The 19,560-nt window shown below is 63.0% G+C and carries 12 protein-coding genes and 4 pseudogenes; 10 read left to right on the top strand and 6 right to left on the bottom strand.

Features of this window, described 5'->3' with window-relative positions; all coding sequences use genetic code 11:
* A pseudogene (locus XAXN_RS06305) lies at positions 1-200 on the bottom strand (pectate lyase family protein); the annotation flags it as partial.
* Here XAXN_RS06305 and XAXN_RS22690 point away from each other — a divergent pair.
* Both XAXN_RS22690 and XAXN_RS06300 read left to right on the top strand, forming a co-directional pair.
* Positions 192-281: pseudogene (locus XAXN_RS22690) on the top strand (IS5/IS1182 family transposase); the annotation flags it as partial. The pseudogenes XAXN_RS06305 and XAXN_RS22690 sit on opposite strands and share 9 nt — an antisense overlap.
* 220 nt (positions 282-501) lie before the next feature.
* On the top strand, positions 502-1,359 hold the full coding sequence (locus tag XAXN_RS06300; RefSeq protein WP_054318926.1) for an acid phosphatase: 858 nt from the start codon (positions 502-504) through the stop codon (positions 1,357-1,359).
* A gap of 163 nt (positions 1,360-1,522) precedes the next feature.
* Here the strand turns inward: XAXN_RS06300 and mnmE are convergent, their stop codons facing one another.
* The 5 genes and pseudogenes from mnmE to rpmH all read right to left on the bottom strand — a co-directional run bounded on the left by mnmE (position 1,523) and on the right by rpmH (position 8,171).
* Complete coding sequence (gene mnmE / locus XAXN_RS06295; protein ID WP_054318925.1) at positions 1,523-2,863, bottom strand: tRNA uridine-5-carboxymethylaminomethyl(34) synthesis GTPase MnmE; 1,341 nt, start codon at positions 2,861-2,863, stop codon at positions 1,523-1,525.
* 158 nt (positions 2,864-3,021) lie between these two features.
* Positions 3,022-5,719: pseudogene (locus XAXN_RS06290) on the bottom strand (caspase family protein).
* An 85-nt stretch (positions 5,720-5,804) separates the two neighbouring features.
* Positions 5,805-7,529, bottom strand: a complete 1,725-nt coding sequence (yidC, locus tag XAXN_RS06280) for a membrane protein insertase YidC (protein WP_054318924.1) — start codon at positions 7,527-7,529, stop codon at positions 5,805-5,807.
* A gap of 25 nt (positions 7,530-7,554) precedes the next feature.
* Positions 7,555-7,992 carry a ribonuclease P protein component gene (gene rnpA / locus XAXN_RS06275; RefSeq protein WP_134812691.1) on the bottom strand — a complete coding sequence of 146 codons (438 nt, stop codon included), beginning with the start codon at positions 7,990-7,992 and terminating at the stop codon, positions 7,555-7,557.
* Between the two features lie 38 nt (positions 7,993-8,030).
* Positions 8,031-8,171 carry a 50S ribosomal protein L34 gene (rpmH, locus tag XAXN_RS06270; RefSeq protein WP_002805908.1) on the bottom strand — a complete coding sequence of 47 codons (141 nt, stop codon included), beginning with the start codon at positions 8,169-8,171 and terminating at the stop codon, positions 8,031-8,033.
* A gap of 242 nt (positions 8,172-8,413) precedes the next feature.
* Here rpmH and dnaA point away from each other — a divergent pair, with 242 nt between their 5' ends.
* The 8 genes and pseudogenes from dnaA to XAXN_RS06230 form a co-directional block, all read left to right on the top strand.
* The gene (dnaA, locus tag XAXN_RS06265) at positions 8,414-9,742 is read left to right on the top strand and encodes a chromosomal replication initiator protein DnaA (RefSeq protein WP_054318923.1); all 1,329 of its coding nucleotides are present in this window, start codon (positions 8,414-8,416) and stop codon (positions 9,740-9,742) included.
* Between the two features lie 277 nt (positions 9,743-10,019).
* Positions 10,020-11,120, top strand: a complete 1,101-nt coding sequence (gene dnaN / locus XAXN_RS06260; protein WP_054318922.1) for a DNA polymerase III subunit beta — start codon at positions 10,020-10,022, stop codon at positions 11,118-11,120.
* A 1,044-nt stretch (positions 11,121-12,164) separates the two neighbouring features.
* Complete coding sequence (recF, locus tag XAXN_RS06255) at positions 12,165-13,271, top strand: DNA replication/repair protein RecF (protein WP_054318921.1); 1,107 nt, start codon at positions 12,165-12,167, stop codon at positions 13,269-13,271.
* Between the two features lie 114 nt (positions 13,272-13,385).
* Entirely contained in the window at positions 13,386-15,830 is a 2,445-nt protein-coding gene (gene gyrB / locus XAXN_RS06250) for a DNA topoisomerase (ATP-hydrolyzing) subunit B (protein WP_054318920.1), read from the top strand.
* 67 nt (positions 15,831-15,897) lie between these two features.
* Positions 15,898-16,734, top strand: a complete 837-nt coding sequence (locus XAXN_RS06245; protein ID WP_054318927.1) for a CPBP family intramembrane glutamic endopeptidase — start codon at positions 15,898-15,900, stop codon at positions 16,732-16,734.
* A 183-nt stretch (positions 16,735-16,917) separates the two neighbouring features.
* Positions 16,918-17,724: a M48 family metallopeptidase gene (locus XAXN_RS06240; RefSeq protein ID WP_054318919.1), complete on the top strand. Its 807-nt coding sequence runs from the start codon at positions 16,918-16,920 to the stop codon at positions 17,722-17,724.
* 275 nt (positions 17,725-17,999) lie between these two features.
* Positions 18,000-19,193 carry a tetratricopeptide repeat protein gene (locus tag XAXN_RS06235; RefSeq protein ID WP_054318918.1) on the top strand — a complete coding sequence of 398 codons (1,194 nt, stop codon included), beginning with the start codon at positions 18,000-18,002 and terminating at the stop codon, positions 19,191-19,193.
* 154 nt (positions 19,194-19,347) lie between these two features.
* Positions 19,348-19,560 (top strand): annotated as a pseudogene (locus tag XAXN_RS06230) (energy transducer TonB); the annotation flags it as partial.

Raw genomic sequence — 19,560 nt, 5'->3', positions numbered from 1 at the left:
CCCCCCCGGATGTCCCCCGCCGAGCCTTTGGCGGCCTTGGTGGTGATACCGCTCTTTTTCTTGATCTGCACGGTTTGGGCCGGCAGCTTCCATTGCGCGCACACGTCCTTGATGGTGCCGAATTCGAACTGGCGGGTGTCGTTGGGCACCAGCCCGCCGCTACCGGAATAGTTGTCGATGGCGGCCTGCACCGCTTCGAACGCCGCATCGATATCCACTTGGCGTTGCTCTCGCTCGCATGCTCCATCATCTGCTTACGCATGCTTCCTGGGTTTTGTTAGCCGCTCTTAACTGATGGGTCTTGGGCATGAGCGGCGTTGGGAACGAGTCAAAAGATGGCGGCAAGCGTGCGACAGTTGTCTTGCGTCGATGCGACCGAAACATGACAGTGCAACGACAACCGTTTCGCATCCCTCGCCGTTGCTGCGTTGCGTTGGCATGCAGCTGTCATCTGGCCGTCGTAATCTGCGAGCTCTTCCATTCGTGTTGTCTGAGGTTGCTATGTCGCAGCGCAGTGCTCGCCACTCTCATCGGACGCTGGTCAGCGTTGCCGTCGCCGCACTGGTGATCGGCAGCGGCATCGCAAGTGCACGAGACAAGCCAGCCTCGAAAGATTCGATGCTCGCCACCGACGCGCATGGGTACCTAGAACAACAACAACTGCCCGACAGCGTGCAGCTGGTACCACCGCCACCGCAGGAGGGCAGCGCTGCGCTTGCCAACGACGAGGCAGTCGCCAAGGCCATGCTCGCCCTGCGCGGAACACCGCGCTGGGAGCTGGCCGCGCAGGACGCGGTCCTGAGCTTTCCGGCTGCGGCCACGCACTTCAGCTGCGCGCTCGGCATCCAGATCGATCAGACCAACACCCCGCATCTGATGCGCCTGCTCGAACGCAGCATGCGCGATGCCAGCACCAGCACCAGCGCCGCCAAGGCACGCTATCAACGCCCGCGCCCGTTCATGCGCAACGCGCAACCGATGTGCACCCCCGACGACGACGCGGCCCTGCGCAAGAACGGCTCCTACCCCTCCGGCCACACCGCCATCGGCTGGACCTGGGGCCTGATCCTGTCCGAAATCGCGCCCGGCCACCGCGACGCCCTGCTCGCGCGCGGCCGCGCCTTCGGCGACAGCCGCCTGGTCTGCAACGTGCACTGGCAGAGCGATGTCACCCAGGGCCGCGTGGTGGGCGCCGCAACCGTCGCTGCTTTACACGGCAATCCTGCATTCGAAAAAGACCTGGCCGCCGCACGCCGCGAGATCGAACAGGCGCAGGCCAAGCAGCCGGCTGCGTCCTCGGCGGCGGCGTGCAACGCGGAAGGCCAAGCGCTGAAGACCGTATTGCCCGGGGTGATGTAGTCCACGGCAAGCGCACGGCCGGTGCGCCTGCTGGGCTCGGACGATGTGCGAGAGTTTGCGCCCGCAGCGCTGCCCGCAGCTGGTGGGCCAAGCGGGTGCGCGCTTGGATCACGGGCCGGTTATAACGACCCCAGCGCGCATCATCGCGCTGCGCACCACCGCATCACTTGCCGATGCAAAAACTCGAGAAGATCTTGCCGAGCAGGTCATCGGCACTGAGCTTTCCGGTGATTTCGCCAAGCGCTTCATGTGCCAGGCGCAATTCTTCGGCAGCCAGTTCCAGCTGCTCGAAACCCAGTTCCAGATCGGCAGCATCGGTGTGTCGTTCGGCGCGACGCAGCGCCTCGACGTGCCGCGTACGGGCAGAGAATTCGCCATCGACGCTGTCCACGCCATCGCCGAGTGCAAGGTCGCGCAGGCGGGTGTGCAGTTGCTCAAGTCCCTGCCCTGTCACGGCCGAAATGGCGAGCGCATCGGCATCGAGCTGTGCGGCATCGGCGAGCAAATCACACTTGTTGTGGATCCATAGCTGACGCGGCACCGCATCGATGGCATCGCCGATGGCATCGCGCGCGGCCTGCGGGTCGCGTGCATCCAGCACCACCAGTGCCAGATCGGCGCGCTCAAGCTGGACACGTGCGCGGCGCATGCCCTCGCGTTCGATCGCATCGCCGCCGTCGCGCAGGCCGGCGGTATCGACCAGGGTCAACTCGAAACCGTCGAGCTGGATGGCTTCATGCAAGGTGTCGCGGGTGGTGCCGGCAACATCGGTGACGATCGCACGGTCGCTACCGGCCAGCGCATTGAGCAGGGAACTCTTGCCGGCGTTGGGCGGACCGATCAACACCGCATGCAGGCCGTCGCGCAACTTGCGTCCGCGTTCGGCATCGCGCAGCAGCTGTGCGAGCACGCTGCGCGCCTGACCCAGGCCATCGCGTACCTGGCTGCCGCCCAAGGTGTCGAGCGGCTCGTCGGCAAAGTCGATGGCTGCCTCGACATGGATACGCAAGCGGGTCAGGGTGTCGGCCACGGCATCGACCCGTTGCGAAAACACGCCGTCCAATGCGCGCCGCGCTGCACGTGCCGCACGCAGATCGCCGGCTGCGATCAAATCGGCGATGGCTTCGGCCTGCGCAAGATCGAGTTTGCCGTTGAGAAACGCACGCTCGCTGAATTCGCCGGCACGTGCCTGGCGCGCGCCCAATTCGATGCAACGGGTAACCAGTTGCCGCAGCAACACCGGGCTGCCATGGCCCTGCAGCTCGACGACGTCTTCGCCGGTAAAGCTGTGCGGCGCGTTGAACCACAGCGCAATGCCATCGTCGATGACCGCGCCCTGCCCGTCGCGAAAACGCGCGTAGTGCGCATGCCGTGGCTGCATCGCTGCGATTCCAAGCTGCGCTGCGATCTGCACCGACTGTGGCCCTGACAGGCGCACGATGCCCACGCCGCCGATTCCGGCTGCACTGGCAATGGCAACAATGGTGGAGGTGGAAGACGCCATGGGCACTGCTCTAACGAGGATTGAAAAGGGACACGGAGATTTTAAACGGCACAGCCACCAGTGCCGAGCCGCGTGTTTGCGGGGTCTTTTGAATCACCTCCCGTTGCGACAATCGCGCTGTTTGGCGTCTGCACGCCATGTCGTTTCGCGGCGTCCGGTCACAACGATTGCAGCTGCGCACGCGCTTGCTCGGCACCACTGCCTTGCGGCTGCAATTCCAGGTAGGTGGAGTAGGCCTTGCGCGCCTTGTCGCGATCGCCCGCCTTTGCATACGCATCGCCGAGATTGAGATAGGCCACCGCGCGCGAGGGATGGATCTTCAAGGTATTTTCCATCCAGCGCGCCGATTCGGCAAAGCACTCCTGACGGTAATACACAAACCCCAGGTTGTTGGCCGCCAGCGCGAAATCCGGGCGCAGCTTCAGTGCTTCGGCAAATTGCTCGGCCGCATCGGCGTAGCGCTGTTCCTTAGTACAACTGCAGGCCGCGTTCGTTGGCCAGTTGTGCGCGTTGGCGGTCACCGCTCTTCACTGCGGTGGGTAGCACCAGCGTGGCCTGGCCACCTTGCAGGGTCTTCAACGTCACCGGCGCCGCAGCCCCTGTCGCACCGGCTGCGGCCGTCACAGGGCGCGCTGCGTCCACGCGCGAGTTGAGCGCAATCGCGTCGGCCGACAGTTGCGCGGTCTCTGCCGTGAGGAACTCTTCGCCGCTGGGAACCTGGAACACGAATTCACCGCCTTGCGAACCGGGCAGGCTGCCGAATGCCGGCGTCTGCGCCGAGACTGCCGACACCGCGGGCGCCACGTACGCGGCCAGTTCGGTCCAGGTGATCAAACCGTCGCCATTGAGGTCGCCCTTGCCGGCCAATGCCTGCAACAACACCCAGGTGAACACCGAATGCCCATTGGGCCCACTATCGGCCACCTGTTGATCGGCGCCGCCGGCGGTGAGCATCTGGCGTGCGATACGCCACGCGTTCTCGCGTAGATACGCGCTGGACGTCGGCCCGCCACGCGTTAATCCCAGCCCGCTGTGGCACGCATCCATCACGAACAAGACGTGCTTGGCCTGCAGGCTTTCGGCGATGTTCTGCAAATCGCTCATTGCGATTGCATCGCTGGCCAGATGCTGCGGATCCGAGTCGAACGGAATGATGTAGCCAAGATCGCGACCGGAAGCGAGCCGTCGTGTGGCGCCATGCCCGGCAAAGAACACGAACACACGGTCGTTGGTCTGCGCACGGCCTTCGCCGAGACGGTCGTGGAATGCGGCGAGGATGTTGTTGCGCGTTGCCTGCCCGTTCTTGAGCACGATCACTTGCGAGGACGGAAATCCCAACGGCCCGGTCAGGGTACTGGCAATCGCCTGTGCGTCGTTGGCCGCGTATTCCAGCTTGGGCCAATGCGCGTAGTCGTCGATACCGATTACGATCGCCCAAGATTTGGCATAGCAAGTAGTCACCGTGGCATCGGCCACTGCACTGGATGCGCGCGCGACCGAAAACTCACGGCCCTTCCAGCCGGCGAACTGGTAACCATCGGCGATGAGACGATCCAAAATCTGCGGCAGCGCTTTCACTGCGCGGTCGTGGATGTCATGGAACAGCACGATGCCATGCTGCTCCTTGGTCACCTGGTCGAGCACGCGTTGCACGATCGACTCCGGCACCGGGTTGGCCCAGTCCAGCGAGTCGATGTTCCACATGATCGATTTCAGGCCGGCCTCGCCCAGCAGCTGCAAGCCCTCTGCATTGCGCGCGCCATACGGAAACCGGAACAGCGGCGCACGTTTGTCGTCCACCGCACGCAGCAAGGTGTCGGTGTCCAGCACCTGGCGACGCAGTGCATCGCCGGTGGTCTTGGACAACGGCGCGTGGGTCAGGCTGTGGTTGCCTACTGCGTAGCCTTCTTTCATCAGGATGTGGCTGATCTTGGACAACGGCGCAAGTTTCGCTTTGCCGTCGTCATCCACACTGCCGAGATTGCGCCCCACTTCGAAAAACACGCCTGGCACATCGTAGCGCTTGAGAATCGCCACGATCTCTTCGGTGTAGGCCTTGTGCAGACCATCGTCGAAGGTGAGCACCACCGTCTTGGGCGGCAGGTCGCGGCCGACCACTTCGCTGTCGCGCGCGGAAAACGGGTACGGCTCGACCACGCCATGGTCGCGCAGGATGGTCTCGCGCGTGTAGAGCGTGCGCGGATGCGCCACGTAGTCGTCCCATTTCTCGCGCTTGGGCACGATGGCGCGGCTGCGGTCGAAACGGCTGAAGATCTGCGTCAGCTCGGTGTTGTAGCTGCGCTCGATCTCGTCCAGCGCCTGTAGATCCTCGCCGATGCGCTGGTGCAGTTTCACCGTCGGCAATGCAGAGTCGCGACCGATGCGCGCATGCAGATCGCGCAGCACCTCGGCAAATGCCAGACGGTCGGCATCGAACAGATCCGGCGCAGATTCCACCTCGTCCAGCACCGCGGCAATCGTCGCGAACCGGCGCGCGTCCCGGGAGATCAGCACGGTGTCGAAGGATGCGGCAATGCGCTCGCGCTGCTCCAGGTTTTCATGAAACGACTGCTGGCCCACGCTGCTGGAGGTGGCGCGATCGCGTGGCGTTTGTTTGTCCTCATCGGCCAGCAGCACGATGATGCGGCAGTGCCGGTCCAGTTGGTCGCGCAGTTGCGCGATCAATGCACGCGTGGCGTCCCCGGGCTTGTCCGCCTGTGTGCCGGCGTTCGTTGCAGCAGCGGGCTTGGCAGCGACGGCAACATCGCTCGCGTCCTGCTTCCCACAGCCGGCCAGCGCCAGCACCCACATGCAACTTGCGCACAGCAACAGGCGATGCAACGGCGATGTGGTCACGACAGCGTCCTTGGCGAAACAGACAACAGGCAATAAATCCCGGCTGACATGCAGAAAGCCCGCCTTGCGGCGGGCCTTCTTGAACTTACTTGGCGTTGGCCTGAATGATCTTGCTCGGCTTCTCGCCGTGCTGGCGGATCATCCACCACTGAATCAGCAGGTTCAAACCGCCGTTGACCACCCAGTACAGCACCAGACCGGAAGGCACGAACGCCATCATGACGCCGAACACCAGCGGCATGAACTGCATCATCTTCGCCTGCATCGGGTCCATGCCCGGGGTCGGCGTCAGCTTCTGCGTCGCCCACATGATGGCGATGTTGAGCACCGGCAGGATGAAGTAGGGATCGCGCGCGGTCAGATCCTGGATCCAGCCCAGCCACGGTGCCTGACGCAGTTCCACCGACTCCACCAGCACCCAGTACAACGCGAAGAAGATCGGCATCTGGATCAGCAGCGGCAGGCAGCCGCCCATCGGGTTGATCTTCTCCTTCTTGTACAGTTCCATCATCGCCTGGTTGAACTTGGCGCGATCGTCGCCGTAACGTTCCTTGAGATGCTGCAGGCGAGGTTGGAATTTGCGCATCTTAGCGCCGGACTTGTACTGCGCAGCCGAGAGCGGATACAGCGCCAGACGCAGCAGCACCACCAGACCGATGATGGCCCAGCCCCAGTTGTGCAGGAAGCTATGCAGGTCACTCAGCACCCAGAACAGGCCCTGGCCGATGATGGCCATGATCGAGAATCGACTGTAGTCGATTACCCGGTCCAGCCCCTTGACGTTTTCCTTGGCGATCAGGCTGACCAGCTTCGGGCCCACCCACAGGCGCGCTTCGGTGGTCGCACTTTGATTCGGCGCCACCGTGAAGGCCGGGCCGCGCAGCTCGACGACATCACGCGGGCCGTCCTGGGCCAGCACATACAGCGAGGCCTGGTCCTTCTGGGGAATCCACGCGGTGAAGAAGTGATGCTGCAGCAACGCTATCCAGCCGCCAGTGATCTGGCGATTGAGGCCACCGTCGTCCATGTAGTCCTTGAACGCACGGCGCTCATAGCCTTCCTGCGGGCTGTACCAGGTCGCCCCGTTGAAGCTGAAGGAATCCGGGTTGGTCATGCCGCGGCTGAGGATGGTCGGCACCCGGCTCAGCTTGCGGAACACGTAGCCGTTCCACGGCGCGCCGCTCTTGTTGATCACTTCGTCCTTGATCGAGATCACATAGCGGCCGCGCTCCAGGGTAAAGGTGCGACGGATCGACACGCCGTCGGGGCCATTCCAGACGAACGGCACCACCAGCGTGTTCTGGCCCTTGGCCATTTCGAACGTCGTGCCCGGCTGCTCGGCACGGAAGCCGCCCACACCCGGCACCGGCGAATGCCCGCTGGCCCAGCCGCTGGTGGCGTTATACGGGTGCGCCGGATCTTCGGTCAGCAGGCTGACCGGCGCTGTGCCGTCCTTGGTCTGCGGGAACTGCAGCAGCTTGGCATCGAGCACGCTGCGGCCATCCAGCTTCAGGCGCAGCACGTCCGAGGTCAGGGTCACCACCGGCGCAGCGCCGGCAGCAGCCGGTGTCGCCGCTGTGCTGCTGGTCGCCGGCACGGTGCCCGGCGCGCCGGCCTGCGGAATGGACTGAACCGAAGGTACATTGGCTGCGCTCGGCGCTGCCGCATCCAGATCGCGCGCCGCCGGCACCGACTCCGTCGCCGCGACCACCGGCGCATTGGCAGCCGCCTTGTCCTTGCCCCACTCCATCCACAGCAGCGCCGCGACCATCAGCCAGGCAAAAATCAGGAAAACACGGGTCTGGTTCATCGGGCAGCAACTCGCTCAGTCGGAACTACAATTCCGGCTCTGTCGGGGAAGGGGAAGATAGGCGCACCGTCCTGGCGGGCGGCATTGTGCCGGGCGCAGCAGGCAGGGGCAATGCGCCGGCGCGGCGCAGCAGACGCACGAAGGCATCGCGAATCTGTGGATTGGTCGCTTTTGCTGCTGCCGAACGCGCCACGATGACGTAGTCGCCACCGGCCAGTTCGGGCAACAGATGCCGCATGGCGTCGCGCAGCACACGTTTGATGCGGTTACGTCCGACCGCGCGCGTATCGACCTTGCGCGACACGGCCATGCCCAGGCGCGGCGGCGTATCGCCTGTGCGCCAATGCAGGCTCAGAAGTGGGTCCGAGGTGCGACGTGCCGTATCGAAAACGATCGTATATTGCGCACGCGTACGAACCCGCGCAGAGCGCGGAAATCGCCTGCACGGGTTCGATGCGTTCACGGTAGGGACTGCCTCGGCCGCAGGGAGCGGCGCGGCAATCAAGCGCTCAGGCGCTTACGGCCCTTGGCGCGGCGGCGAGCCAGGATCTTGCGGCCGTCGGCGGTTGCCATACGTGCGCGGAAGCCATGGTCGCGTGCTCGCTTGAGATTGCTGGGTTGGAAAGTACGCTTGGTGGCCATGGGGCCCTCTGCATGAATGGAGACGAATAGAACCGGCAATTCTATAGGCCTGCCGCGGCTCGGGTCAACACCCTGCTCGCTTTACCGCGGATGAGGACGGCCGCCACCTGTGGATGGCCCTGTGAATAACTCTGGGAAAACCCTGCCCTCGGTGCTAGTCTGGTCCACCCTCTTTTCACTACCGGGCTGCGAGCACGGCGCTTTTCTGCGCGCCGCAGCCGGCAACAGATGATCACACCTTGATGGATGCTTGGCCCCGCTGTCTGGAACGTCTCGAAGCCGAATTCCCGCCCGAAGACGTCCACACCTGGTTGAAACCCCTGCAAGCCGAAGATCGCGGCGACAGTATCGTGCTGTACGCACCGAACGCCTTCATCGTTGACCAGGTCCGCGAACGCTACCTGCCGCGCATTCGCGAACTGCTGGCGTACTTCGCTGGCAATGGCGAAGTCGCGCTGGCGGTTGGTTCGCGTCCGCGTGCGCCCGAGCCAGCTCCTGCACCCGTGACGGCGCCGAGCGCGCCGCAGGCTGCGCCGATCGTACCGTTCGCCGGCAACCTGGATTCGCATTACACCTTTGCCAACTTCGTGGAAGGCCGCAGCAACCAGCTGGGACTGGCGGCCGCGATCCAGGCTGCGCAGAAGCCCGGCGACCGGGCGCACAACCCGTTACTGCTGTACGGCAGCACCGGCCTGGGCAAGACCCACCTGATGTTCGCGGCCGGCAATGCGCTGCGTCAGGCCAAGCCGGCCGCCAAGGTGATGTACCTGCGTTCGGAACAGTTTTTCAGCGCGATGATCCGGGCGCTGCAGGACAAGGCGATGGACCAGTTCAAGCGCCAGTTTCAGCAGATCGATGCGCTGCTGATCGACGACATCCAGTTCTTCGCCGGCAAGGACCGCACGCAGGAAGAGTTCTTCCACACCTTCAACGCGCTGTTCGATGGCCGCCAGCAAATCATTCTGACCTGCGACCGCTACCCGCGCGAGGTCGAAGGCCTGGAGCCGCGGCTGAAGTCGCGGCTGGCCTGGGGCCTGTCGGTAGCGATCGACCCACCGGATTTCGAGACCCGCGCGGCGATCGTGCTGGCCAAGGCGCGCGAGCGTGGCGCCGAGATTCCCGACGACGTGGCCTTCCTGATCGCCAAGAAGATGCGCTCGAACGTGCGCGACCTGGAAGGCGCGCTCAACACCCTGGTGGCGCGTGCCAATTTCACCGGCCGCGTGATCACCGTGGAATTTGCCCAGGAGACGCTGCGCGATTTGCTGCGTGCCCAGCAACAGGCGATCGGCATTCCCAACATCCAGAAGACCGTGGCCGATTACTACGGCCTGCAGATGAAGGATCTGCTGTCCAAGCGGCGCACCCGCTCGCTGGCACGCCCGCGCCAGGTGGCGATGGCGCTGGCCAAGGAGCTCACCGAGCACAGCCTGCCGGAGATCGGCGACGCGTTCGCCGGCCGCGACCACACTACCGTGCTGCACGCCTGCCGGCAGATCCGCACGTTGATGGAGGCCGACGGCAAGCTGCGCGAGGACTGGGAAAAGCTAATTCGCAAGCTCAGCGAGTAGGCCGTCGGCTGGCCATCGGCGCCAGGCTGGAAAAAAGCGTGGAAACGTTGGGGTCAAATGCGGGAGAATCTGTGGATAACGTTACGCCGCAGTCCGGCTTGAAAACTATCCACAGGTTTTCCGACCAGCTCAGGCGCATTAGTCCAACGCGTTTCAGATGCTGAAATGTCTTTGGAAACAAATAGTTATGGTGGTTATCCGCTGAAAACGGCCCTACCACCACCACCACGTTTTTGATTTATTCCATATCTTTTAAAGCATAGGGGCACGGAACCACATGCGTTTTACACTACAGCGCGAAGCCTTCCTCAAACCATTGGCACAAGTGGTCAATGTGGTCGAACGCCGTCAAACCCTTCCCGTCCTGGCCAACTTGCTGGTACAGGTCAAGGATGGACAGGTGTCTTTGACCGGTACCGACCTGGAAGTGGAAATGATCTCGCGCACGCTGGTGGAGGACGCGCAGGACGGCGAAACCACGATTCCGGCGCGCAAGCTGTTCGACATCCTGCGTGCCCTGCCCGACGGCAGCCGCGTGACCATTTCGCAGACCGGCGACAAGGTCACCGTGCAGGCCGGTCGCAGCCGCTTCACCTTGGCAACGTTGCCGTCCAACGATTTCCCCTCCGTGGACGAAGTCGAAGCGACCGAGCGCGTCGTAGTGCCCGAAGCCGGGCTCAAGGAGCTGATCGAACGCACCGCGTTCGCCATGGCCCAGCAAGACGTGCGCTATTACCTCAATGGCTTGCTGTTCGATCTGCGCGACGGCTTGCTGCGCTGCGTGGCAACCGACGGTCATCGTCTGGCACTGTGCGAGATGGAGCTTGAGAAATCCGGTGGCGCCAAGCGCCAGATCATCTTGCCGCGCAAGGGCGTGACCGAGCTGCAGCGCTTGTTGGAAGGTGCCGATCGCGAGGTCGAGCTGGAAGTGGGCCGCAGCCATATCCGCGTCAAGCGCGGCGATGTGACCTTTACGTCGAAGCTGATCGACGGGCGGTTCCCGGACTACGAGGCAGTGATTCCGATTGGCGCCGATCGCGAGGTCAAGGTGGACCGTGAAGCGCTGCGCGCGTCGCTGCAGCGTGCGGCCATTTTGTCCAACGAGAAGTACCGCGGTGTCCGCGTGGAAGTGTCGCCGGGTCAGCTGAAGATCAGCGCGCACAACCCCGAGCAGGAAGAGGCGCAGGAAGAGATCGAAGCCGACACCAAGGTCGACGACTTGGCCATTGGCTTCAACGTTAACTATTTACTCGATGCGCTGTCGGCATTGCGCGACGAACACGTGGTAATCCAGCTGCGTGATGCGAACTCGTCTGCGTTGGTGCGTGAGGCCAGCAGTGAGAAGTCGCGCCATGTGGTGATGCCGTTGCGTCTATGATGCTTCGTTCCACGTGGAACACGGGAAGCCCGGCGAATGCCGGGCTTTTTGTTTGCGCGGTTAAAAGGCTTGCTGTGTCTAGCTCTCGAGGCCACTGGCTCTGTTGCGATCAAGCACAGCGCAAGCTGAGCTAATGCCATGAGTATGATCTGAAGAGATAACTCTCTGGCGCATCATCGGTGCTGTGCGTCCAACATGGTTGGATCGACCAACCCGGCGCGAGGCTGTGTCACCGACCTTCTTGAGTCCGCTAGATACTGCCATCAGCGGCGATACTCGTACGTCTCGAGCGCCAGAGTTCTCTGGTGAAAGCTGACCATCGAGCTTGAAACTGGGCAAGGTCAGGACGAGATTCACCGCGCCTAGCGCGTATACGTGTATCGTAGAGCTTGCATCACGGGTACGCATCCCCATCGCCTCTGCAGTTTCCTACCAGCATTGGCGGTTCTGGCAACTAGCGGCTCACATTTTGAGCAATCCAGTCTCGGCGTGGCGGAGCCAATCCAGGTTCACTCGTCCGGCCTTTGATCGTCTGCGACGACTTAGTTCGCACACAGCAAAGCACGCGGACAATTGGAGACATTGTCTCTAATGAGAGCTAATGCCCTAGTGTCACCACCTGTGTGAAGTGTGAGCAATCGGAGGATCGAATTAGGTCAATGGAGCTGCCATCGCGCATGCCCCTGACATGCGTTCACCTATTCAGCTTTTGCGCGTTTTTGACTTATGCACATCGCACATGGCTTTTAAATCTACAAATAACTTAAGAGCTTTGTGGTGATGGTAAACGCAGATTTTGCGCAAAAACCACTCGAGTGACTGTTTTTAAAAATTTATTTGTGGGTCGAAACCCTGTGCCTATCGTCTTGTTTTCCCGCTCAGAAGCTGTGGATAAGCAAGATTGCTCCCGCAGGCCTTTATTTTATCCACATGTTATCCCCTGGCTGTCCAGCCGGTCCTAGCGGCCCCGTCTGCACGGGTTTCTTTTTGATCCCGTATCCTTCAACCCGACCGGCAGGATTACAGCCCAGAGCTCACCGATCGATGCATGTAGTGCGGTTGTCCATTCATCGGCTTCGTCGGTTTCAAACCGTCGAGCTCCATCCCTCCAGCGCCCTGAATCTGCTGACCGGCGACAACGGCGCGGGCAAGACCAGCGTGCTTGAAGCGCTGCACCTGATGGCCTACGGCCGCAGCTTCCGGGGCCGCGTCCGTGACGGGCTGATTCAACAAGGCGCCAATAATCTTGAAGTCTTCGTGGAATGGAAAGAAGGCAGTGGTGCTGCGGGCGAACGGACGCGTCGAGCTGGCTTGCGTCATAGCGGCCAGGAATGGACGGGGCGTCTGGATGGCGAAGATGTGGCGCAGCTGGGTTCTCTCTGCGCCGCGCTGGCGGTGGTGACCTTCGAGCCCGGCAGCCACGTGCTGATCAGTGGCGGTGGTGAACCCCGCCGCCGCTTCCTGGATTGGGGCCTGTTCCACGTGGAACCCGACTTCCTGGCCTTATGGCGTCGCTACGCACGGGCGCTCAAACAACGCAACGCGTTGCTGAAAGAAGGCGCGCAGCCACGCATGCTGGACGCTTGGGATCACGAGCTCGCCGAATCCGGCGAGACCTTGACGTCTCGGCGCGTGCGCTACTTGGAACGCTTGCAGGAACGGCTTCCTCCAGTGGCAGACGCGATCGCGCCGGCGCTGGAACTGTCTGCGCTGACATTCGCTCCAGGCTGGAAGCGGCACGAGGTGTCGCTGGCTGACGCCCTCCTGCTTGCCCGCGAACGCGATCGGCAGAACGGCTACACCTCGCAAGGCCCGCACCGTGCGGATTGGATGCCCAGTTTCCAGGCACTTCCGGGCAAAGACGCGCTTTCCCGGGGACAAGCCAAGCTCACAGCCCTTGCCTATCTGCTCGCACAGGCCGAAGACTTTGCTTTCGAACGCGGCGAATGGCCGGTCATTGCCCTGGATGATCTTGGCTCGGAGCTGGACAGGCACCATCAGGGGCGCGTGTTGCAGCGGCTCGCGTCGGCGCCGGCGCAGATACTCATTACCGCAACCGAGACCCCGCCGGGTCTTGCAGACGCCGGCGCGCTTTTACATCGGTTCCACGTGGAACACGGCCAGATTGTGCGACAGCCAGCGCCCAGCTGAGCCGCAACGGCCGGTGCGGGCCGACTGGTATAATTTGTCTGCTATCCCCCTTTTCCCACGGTGCGATGCGGCTCCTGTCGCCTACGCCCGTGTTGTGGAGCCAACGGCACGCGCATGACCGACGAACAAAACACCCCGCCAACACCCAACGGCACCTACGACTCCAGCAAGATCACCGTGCTGCGTGGCCTGGAAGCCGTCCGCAAGCGCCCCGGCATGTATATCGGCGATGTCCATGACGGCACCGGCCTGCATCACATGGTGTTCGAGGTGGTCGACAACTCGGTCGACGAGGCCCTGGCCGGGCATGCCGACGACATCGTGGTGAAGATCCTGGCCGATGGCTCGGTGGCCGTCTCCGACAACGGGCGCGGCGTGCCGGTCGACATCCACAAGGAAGAAGGCGTCTCGGCGGCCGAGGTGATCCTCACCGTGCTGCACGCTGGCGGCAAGTTCGACGACAACAGTTACAAGGTCTCCGGCGGCCTGCACGGCGTGGGCGTCTCGGTGGTCAATGCGTTGTCCGAGCACCTGTGGCTGGATATCTGGCGCGACGGCTTCCACTACCAGCAGGAATACGCGCTGGGCGAGCCGCAGTACCCGCTCAAGCAGCTGGAAGCCTCGACCAAGCGCGGCACCACGCTGCGCTTCAAGCCGTCCGTGGCCATCTTCAGCGACGTCGAGTTCCATTACGACATCCTGGCGCGGCGCCTGCGCGAGCTGTCCTTCCTCAATTCCGGCGTCAAGATCACCCTGATCGACGAGCGCGGCGAAGGCCGTCGCGACGATTTCCACTACGAGGGTGGCATCCGCAGCTTCGTGGAGCATTTGGCGCAGTTGAAGTCACCCCTGCATCCGAATGTGATCTCGGTGACCGGCGAGCACAACGGCATCATGGTGGACGTGGCCCTGCAATGGACCGACGCTTATCAGGAAACCATGTACTGCTTCACCAACAATATCCCGCAGAAGGACGGCGGCACCCATCTGGCCGGCTTCCGTGCGGCGCTGACACGTGTGCTCAGCACCTACATCGAACAGAACGGCATCGCCAAGCAGGCCAAGGTCGCGCTGACCGGCGACGACATGCGCGAAGGCATGATCGCGGTGCTTTCGGTCAAGGTGCCCGATCCCAGCTTCTCTTCGCAGACCAAGGAAAAGCTGGTCAGCTCGGACGTGCGCCCGGCCGTAGAAAACGCCTTCGGCGCGCGCCTTCAGGAATTCCTGCAGGAGAACCCGAACGAAGCCAAGGCCATCACCGGCAAGATCGTCGATGCCGCGCGTGCGCGTGAAGCCGCGCGCAAGGCACGCGACCTCACCCGCCGCAAGGGTGCGCTGGATATCGCCGGCCTGCCGGGCAAGCTGGCCGACTGCCAGGAAAAGGATCCGGCACTGTCGGAACTGTTCATCGTCGAGGGTGACTCGGCAGGTGGCTCGGCCAAGCAAGGCCGCAACCGCAAGAACCAGGCGGTATTGCCGCTGCGCGGCAAGATCCTCAATGTGGAACGTGCCCGCTTCGACCGCATGCTGGCCTCCGACCAGGTCGGCACGCTGATCACCGCGCTGGGAACCGGCATCGGCCGCGACGAGTACAACCCGGACAAGCTGCGCTACCACCGCATCATCCTGATGACCGACGCCGACGTGGACGGCTCGCACATCCGTACCCTGCTGCTGACGTTCTTCTACCGGCAGATGCCGGAGCTGATCGAGCGCGGCTACATCTACATCGGGCTGCCGCCGCTGTACAAGCTCAAGCAGGGCAAGAGCGAGCTGTACCTGAAGGACGACGCGGCGCTCAATGCCTACCTGGCCAGCAATGCGGTCGAAGGTGCGGCGCTGATTCCGGCCACCGACGAGCCGCCGATCACCGGCGAAGCGCTGGAGAAATTGTTGATGCTGTTCACCAGCGCCAACGAAGCGATCACGCGCAACGCCCACCGCTACGACCCGGCCCTGCTTACCGCGCTGATCGACCTGCCGCCACTGGATGTGGAAAAACTGCATGCCGAAGGCGACCAGCACCCGACCCTGGATGCGCTGCAGGCCGTGCTCAACCGCGGCACCCTGGGCACCGCGCGCTATCAGCTGCGCTTCGACCCGGGCAACGACAACGCACCTGCCACCCTGGTGGCCATCCGCCGTCACATGGGCGAAGAGTTCACCCAGGTGCTGCCGATGGGGGCCTTCGAAAGCGGCGAACTGCGTCCGCTGCGCGAAGTCTCGCTGGCCTTGCACGACCTGGTGCGCGAAGGCGCACAGATCGTGCGCGGCAACAAGAGCCACCCGATCACCAGCTTCGCGCAGGCCCACGCCTGGTTGCTGGACGAGGCCAAGAAGGGCCGCCAGGTGCAGCGCTTCAAGGGCCTGGGCGAAATGAATGCCGAGCAGTTGTGGGAAACCACGGTCAACCCGGATACGCGTCGCCTGTTGCAGGTGCGCATCGAGGACGCGGTGGCCGCCGACCAGATCTTCAGCACCTTGATGGGCGATGTGGTCGAACCACGCCGCGACTTCATCGAGGACAACGCGCTGAAGGTGTCCAACCTGGATATCTGAGTCGCCAGCGCCGGCCGGCACGTCGCAACCGCGGCGTGGTGGCCGCTGCGGTAGTCGCAGGACGATGATGCGCACCGATCTTCTACAGCCCCCGGCGTCACGCGCGGTTGCCGGCACGCCGCCGCTGTTGCCCGTGCTCGTGGGTTTCTGGGTCGACGTGCTCATCGCCGCCGGCCTGCTGTTGACGCTCAGCGTGGCCGGCTTTGCGTTGTGGGGCGCGGTGCGTAGCTTTAGCCATGTACAGGTGGCCAAAGCACAGGGCCTGACCCCCTCGCCCACCGAGGTCATGGCCGCCATCGGCCAACCCGGCGTGATGGTGCAGCTGCTCACCGCGCTGGTCAGCACGGCCACGCCGGCGCTGCTGTTGTACTACTGGCGTCGCCGCGCCACCGCTGCCGAACACACTGCTTCACGGGCTGCCGCACGCCGCGCCTCCACCTGGGGCTGGACCGCGTTGATCGCCGCTGCCGTGTTCCTGCTGAGCAATCTGGTCAGCGTGGCGGCCTCGGCGTTGGGCATCAAGCCGGTGCCCACCAACCTGCCGTTGATGGAAGAAGCGCTCCAGCAATGGCCGCTGGCACTGACGTTGTTTGCGGTCGTGATCGCGCCGGCTTACGAAGAACTGCTGTTCCGTCGCGTGCTGTTCGGGCGCCTGCTCGCTGCCGGCCGCCCATGGCTGGGCATCGTGCTGAGCGGGACGATGTTCGCGCTGGTGCATGAAGTACCCGGCATCAGCGGTAACGGCCCGGCCGCGATCGCGCAGCTTTGGCTGGTGTACGGCAGCATGGGTGCGGCGTTCGCATGGCTGTACTGGCGCACCGGCACGTTGTGGGCGCCAATTGCCGCGCATGGCATCAACAACGCCACGGCCCTGGCTGCGCTGTACTTTTTCGGGCTTGGCTGAGCCCCAAAGCGGTCAGCGGCGAGAGTCCAGCCGCAGCTGGCGGCGTCTGGGCACGGAAGGGATCCACACGCTTTGCACAGCCGATCGCTCCCTGCCAGGCACGCTTCATCGGCTGCACGGAACCGTTTGACGAAAAGTTAAGACGAGCCTGCCAAAATGCCCTCATGGTTCTAGGGGGATTGAATGAAAGCCAGGCTGTTGATCGTTGTTGCCGTGCTTGCACTGACGGCGTGTGCCACCACAACTTCGCCAACCGGCCGCCGACAGGTGGTAGGCGGCGTATCGCAACAGCAGTTGGACCAGTTGGGTGCGCAGTCCTTCGCGCAGACCAAGGCCAAGGAAAAAGTCAGTACCGACGGCAAGCAGAACGCTTACGTGCAGTGCGTGGTCAACGCACTGGTGGCGCAGCTGCCGCCGCAATGGCGCGAAACCCAGTGGGAAACCGCGCTGTTCGTGGATAACGAAGCCAATGCCTTCGCCTTGCCTGGCGGCAAGGTTGGTGTCAACACCGGCATCTTTACCGTCGCCAAGACCCAGGATCAGCTCGCCGCCGTGCTCGGGCATGAGATCGGCCACGTCATTTCGCGCCACCACGAAGAGCGCATTACCCGTCAGCTTGGCGCGCAGACGGGCCTGGGCATCATCGGCGCGCTTGCCGGCGCGGCCTATGGCGACGGTGCGGCCAGCGCAGTCAATCAGGTTGGGGGTATGACCGCCCAGACAGTGTTTCTGTTGCCGGGCTCGCGTACCCAGGAAAGCGAGGCAGATGTCGTGGGCCAACGTCTGATGGCCCAGGCCGGGTTCGACCCGGCGCAGGCGGTGACGCTGTGGCAGAACATGATGGCCGTCAGCGGCAATCGCCAACCGCAGTGGCTGTCGACCCACCCCGACCCTGCCAACCGCATCCGCGAACTGCAGGCCGACGTCGCCCAGCTCAAACCGGTGTACCAGCAGGCCAAGCAGAGCGGGCGCGTGCCGCGTTGTGGCTAGAGCTGCTAACGACATCCGTGCGGCTGCCGTCAACCAGACGAACATCGATTCCGTGCAACCCTTGCCTGCCCAGACGGGTGGCGCAGGTGGCGCCAGACCGGTCGCGGGCTGTTAGCCGTGCTAAGACAGCTGTTCCCTGCTTCTGATGACCGCAACACAACATGGAAACCGTTTTCGGGAACTGAGACTTTCTGCTAAGTTTGCCGGCTAAGATTTTCGTGCGGCGCCCATTCCGCTTTTCGTACCGCCCGACGGCGGATCGTCCGAGGTGAAACATGAAACTGCTCAACCGCAAGCAAGCCCTGTTGTCCCTGTTCATTGCCGCGTCGCTGGGTGGGGCTGTCGTCACCGATGCGGTCGCGCAGTCGGACCGTTCCTCCGAACGCGCCAGCCGCAAGTCCAAGAGCGGCAAGGCCGAGGAGCTGTACCCGCAGTCGACCCGTCAGGCACCGACGATCAAGCCGTCCTCGAAGTTGAGCAGCAAGCTGCAGAAGCTGATCGAAACCTTCAACAAGGGCGAGGACTACCCAGGCGTGCGCACCCAGGCCGATGAGATCCTGGCCAACAGCGCTGCCAACGATGCCGACAAGGCGCTGGCGGCACAGCTGGCCGCGCAGGCTGCCTACAACCTGGACGACACCGCCGGTGCCAAGAAGTACCTGCAGCAGGCCATCGGCCTGAACGCGCTGGACAACAATGGCCAGTTCCAATCGATGCTGATGCTGGCGCAGTTGCAGATGCAGGACGACCAGCACGCTGAGGGCCTGGCCACGCTGGACAAGTATCTGGAAGAGAGCAAGTCGCAGCGTCCGGAAGATCTGATCCTCAAGGGCCAGGCGCTCTACCAGGCCGAGCGCTACAAGGAAGCGATTCCGGTGTTGAAGCAGGCCATCGCTGCCTCGCCCGAGCCCAAGGACAGCTGGAACCAGCTGCTGATGGCGTCCTATGCCGAAGCTGGCCAGACCGGTGAAGCCGTTGCTGCCGCCGAGGCGCTGGCCGCCAAGACGCCCAACGACAAAAAAGCTCAGCTCAACCTGGCCAACATGTACATGCAGGCCGACCAGATGGACAAGGCCGCAGGCGTGATGGACAAGCTGCGTGCCTCCGGTCAGTTGACAGAAGAAAAGGAATACAAGCAGTTGTATTCCATCTACGCCAACACCGAGAACAAAGAAAAGGACGTCATCGCCGTCATCAATGAGGGTATGCAAAAAGGCATCCTCAAACCTGATTATCAGACATACCTTGCCCTGGCCCAGTCGTATTACTACAGCGACGATGTACCGAAGGCGATCGAAAACTGGCAGAAGGCCGCACCGCTTTCCAAGGATGGCGAGACCTATTTGAATCTGGCCAAGGTGCTGCATTCGGAAGGTCGCATCCCGGAGGCCAAGCAGGCCGCACAGCAGGCGATCGCCAAGGGTGTTAAAAAACCCGAAGACGCCAAGAAGATCATCAACCTGAAGTAAAATAAAGAAAATAAACCCCCGAAATCCCTGTGTTTTTAGTGGTTACAGGACTCGGGATTGGTATAAGCTTGGGAGTTACTGCGGTGTCAAAGCCGTCCGAAAACATAGGGATCATCACAGTGATCCGGGCCCCCACTGAAAGAGCCATTGGCGCATGACGGAACAACTCGTTATCCACAGGCATGACTACGATGCCGGGAACCAGGGTCTGAGCTGGGCCCGCATTATCGGCATTGCTTTTGTAATTGCTTTGCACCTCACTGCACTGATGATGTTGCTGATCCCTGCAGTGGCGCCGAAGGCTCCGGCAGAGAAGGAGCGCACCACCACGGTCACCTTGGTGGATGCACCGCCTCCTCCCCCGCCT

This window comes from Xanthomonas axonopodis (assembly GCF_001304695.1).
GTDB lineage: Bacteria > Pseudomonadota > Gammaproteobacteria > Xanthomonadales > Xanthomonadaceae > Xanthomonas > Xanthomonas axonopodis.
This window is presented reverse-complemented; position numbering and strand designations above follow the sequence as displayed.

Coding starts and splice junctions, on each gene's coding strand:
- XAXN_RS06235 (WP_054318918.1), top strand. CDS start 18,000: ATGAAACTGCTCAACCGCAAGCAAGCCCTGTTGTCCCTGTTCATTGCC.
- dnaA (WP_054318923.1), top strand. CDS start 8,414: ATGGATGCTTGGCCCCGCTGTCTGGAACGTCTCGAAGCCGAATTCCCG.
- rpmH (WP_002805908.1), bottom strand. CDS start 8,171: ATGGCCACCAAGCGTACTTTCCAACCCAGCAATCTCAAGCGAGCACGC.
- dnaN (WP_054318922.1), top strand. CDS start 10,020: ATGCGTTTTACACTACAGCGCGAAGCCTTCCTCAAACCATTGGCACAA.
- XAXN_RS06240 (WP_054318919.1), top strand. CDS start 16,918: ATGAAAGCCAGGCTGTTGATCGTTGTTGCCGTGCTTGCACTGACGGCG.
- yidC (WP_054318924.1), bottom strand. CDS start 7,529: ATGAACCAGACCCGTGTTTTCCTGATTTTTGCCTGGCTGATGGTCGCG.
- XAXN_RS06245 (WP_054318927.1), top strand. CDS start 15,898: ATGCGCACCGATCTTCTACAGCCCCCGGCGTCACGCGCGGTTGCCGGC.
- gyrB (WP_054318920.1), top strand. CDS start 13,386: ATGACCGACGAACAAAACACCCCGCCAACACCCAACGGCACCTACGAC.
- XAXN_RS06300 (WP_054318926.1), top strand. CDS start 502: ATGTCGCAGCGCAGTGCTCGCCACTCTCATCGGACGCTGGTCAGCGTT.
- recF (WP_054318921.1), top strand. CDS start 12,165: ATGCATGTAGTGCGGTTGTCCATTCATCGGCTTCGTCGGTTTCAAACC.
- mnmE (WP_054318925.1), bottom strand. CDS start 2,863: ATGGCGTCTTCCACCTCCACCATTGTTGCCATTGCCAGTGCAGCCGGA.